General features: G+C 75.2%; 4 protein-coding genes. 3 read left to right on the forward strand and 1 reads right to left on the reverse strand.

Going from position 1 to position 2609, the window contains the following annotated elements; translation table 11 throughout:
- From AB0O00_RS35160 to AB0O00_RS35170, 3 genes are all read left to right on the forward strand, one after another.
- Positions 1–702: Gfo/Idh/MocA family oxidoreductase (locus AB0O00_RS35160; protein ID WP_363658772.1), on the forward strand; the 702-nt coding region annotated here is incomplete at its 5' end.
- Between the two features lie 297 nt (positions 703–999).
- Complete coding sequence (locus AB0O00_RS35165) at positions 1000–1347, forward strand: metalloregulator ArsR/SmtB family transcription factor (protein ID WP_363658773.1); 348 nt, start codon at positions 1000–1002, stop codon at positions 1345–1347.
- Between the two features lie 74 nt (positions 1348–1421).
- On the forward strand, positions 1422–1565 hold the full coding sequence (locus tag AB0O00_RS35170; protein ID WP_329931563.1) for a DUF6126 family protein: 144 nt from the start codon (positions 1422–1424) through the stop codon (positions 1563–1565).
- Positions 1566–1575: 10 nt separating this feature from the next.
- On the opposite strand, the gene AB0O00_RS35175 is transcribed toward AB0O00_RS35170, so the two are convergent.
- The coding region (locus AB0O00_RS35175) for a terpene synthase family protein (protein WP_363658774.1) at positions 1576–2609 on the reverse strand (1034 nt) is incomplete at its 5' end.

Here is a 2609-nt window from a genome sequence, read left to right on the forward strand (position 1 = left end):
CTGGTCGCCGACGGCGCGCTCGGGCGGGTCGCCTCGGCGACCGTCCACGCCGCCCGGGGCAAGGGCGCCGGCGGGCTGATCCCGGGCTGGGCGGCCTACACCCTCGACCGCACCAACGGCGCCGGGACGTTGGAGGTGGCGGGCGGGCACACGCTCGACGCGGTGGAGCACGTGCTCGGCGGGATCGACGCCCTGGCCGCGACCACGGCGGTCTCGCGGGCCGAGTACACCGTCGCCGAAACCGGCGCCACGGTCGTCGCGACCAGCCCCGACCGGCTCCACCTCGACGGGACCCTCGCGGGCGGCGCCCGCCTGTCGGTCACCGTCCAGGACGCCGAGGGCGGGGAAGCCGCCGGGACGCGCCTGGAGATCGCGGGCACCGAGGGAGCCCTGGCGATCGTCTCGACCGGGCCCGGCGGTCCGGCCGGCATCCAGATCGGCGAGCTGCGCCTGCTGCGGGCGGACGCGCCCGGCGGCGCCTTCCGGGAGGTGCCGGTCCCCGAGCGGTACCGCTGGGTGCCGGGGATCGGCCAGGACGCCGAGGGCTTCAACGTGGCCCAGGTCTACGCCCGGCTGGCCCGTGACCTCCGGACCGGCGAGCGCACCGTGCCGGACTTCGACGCGGGCGTGCGGCTGCACCGCCTGCTCGACGCGGTCAGGAGCTCGGCGGACGCCGGCGGCACCCGGCAGGTCCTCGGCTGAGCCGGCCGGGCCGTCGCTTTTCTCGGTATCTCCCCTCCGGTGCCGGCGGATCTGCCTGTAGTGTTCTGACGGCGCGTCACCTCGATAGCCGAGCCCGGGAGTTGGCAGCATCCGGGCTCGGCGTCCGCAGCCGCACTCGGGGTCGACGCGCCGTCTCGGGCCGTTCCGGTGCCGCCGCGATGCCGCGCTCATGCTGTGACGACTTGAAGAATTCTTCATCTCCAAGGATGATGCTTGCCGGTCGTGCACCCCGTGCCCGGCCGTCGACCCAGCCGCACACGAGGGAGAGAGCGGACGATGCCCGTCCCGCTGTACCAGGCCAAGGCGGAGTTCTTCCGCACCCTCGGCCACCCGGTCCGGATCCGGGTGCTGGAGCTCCTCCAGGACGGCCCCCGACCGGTCCGCGAGCTGCTGGCCGAGATCGAGGTCGAGCCCTCCAACCTCTCCCAGCAGCTCGCGGTGCTGCGCCGCACCCAGCTCGTCACGGCCACCCGCGAGGGCAACACCGTGGTGTACGCGCTCAGCACCCCGGACGTCGCCGAGCTGCTGCGGGCCGCGCGGCGGATCCTGACCGAGCTGATCGCCGACCAGGGCGCGCTGCTCCTGGAGCTGCGCGCACCCGGGGCGGTGGTCCCGGGCCGCTGAGGCCCCGCCGTCGTCCCCACCGGCCGCCGCACGCCCGGACCGCAGACCGTTCCACCCGAGGAGAACCCGCAGCCATGAGCGAGAGCACGTCCGACAGCACGAGCGAGGAGAAGCGCCGCCGCAAGGCGATGCTCATCCGTGCGGGCATCTACATCTTCGCCACGCACCTGTTCGCGGGCTTCGTGCTGCTGCTGTTCGCGCTCGGCGGCCGCAAGTAGCCAGACCGCCTTAGTGGTAGCGGCGGCTGGTGCTGGTCCAGGCCTGGGCGCCGTCGACCAGTTCCCGGGTGCCGTCGAGGTACCAGTCGGCCTCCGGGTGCCGCCGGAGCAGCTCGTGGCGCAGCAGGGCGCTCTCGTTGCGCAGGTGCGCGACCCGGGCGCGGACGGCTCCGACGGCCCGCGTGCGGGTGCAGGCGCGCAGGCGTTGCAGGGTGAGCACGGTGTTGAACGCGGCGGCGCCCTGGCGCTCCTCGCGCTGCAGCGAGTAGAGGTCGTTGATCAGCGTGGCGGCGTCGGCGGTGTGGGCGCGCAGCCGGTGCAGGGCGGGGTCGGCGTGCAGCGCGGCGGGCGCGTCGGTGCCGTGGACGCGTTCCAGTATGTTCATGAACGGGTAGAGGCAGCTGCCGTGGCGGCGCAGCCGCATCGTCTCGGCGAGGCCGAGGCGGGGGACGGTGCCGTGGGCCCGGTGCTGGGCCTCGGCGGGGAAGGTGGCCAGGCAGGCCCGCCACTCGTGGGCGGCCCGGGCGCGCCAGGCGGGGGAGGCCGTTTCGGTCTGGCGATGCCACAGTTCCCGCCAGGCGGCGGTGAGCAGGTCGTCACCGCTGAACAGTGCGGGTTCGGCCGGTGCGGGGTCGTCCAGGACGGCGATCAGCGGGTCGACGACCGCCCGTGCCTCGACCGGACGGCGGCCGGGCGAGCCGTCGAAGCGGTCGTCGAGGATGGTGAACCAGCCGAGGACGTCGATCAGGAGGTCGAGGTCGGCGCCCCGGGTGCGCGGGTAGGCGTGGCCGATCAACTCCGGTAGGGCGTAGGCCTGGTAGCGGGGGAGCTCGGCCCGGGTGAGCAGGCCGCGGTCGACCGCCCAGGTGGCGTGCCGGGCGGTGGCGGCGGCCAGTTCGGTGGCGGGACGGGCGGGTTGGCGGGCGGGCTGCCGGACAGGTTGCCGGGCGGGCTCGTGAACGGTTCGGCCCGTCCCGGCCGGACACCGGCCCGGTGCGGCCTCCTGCCGCCCCCGGCCGCTCTCGCGCGGGGCCAGCCGGACCC

The organism is Kitasatospora sp. NPDC093558 (assembly GCF_040683475.1).
Lineage (GTDB): Bacteria > Actinomycetota > Actinomycetes > Streptomycetales > Streptomycetaceae > Kitasatospora.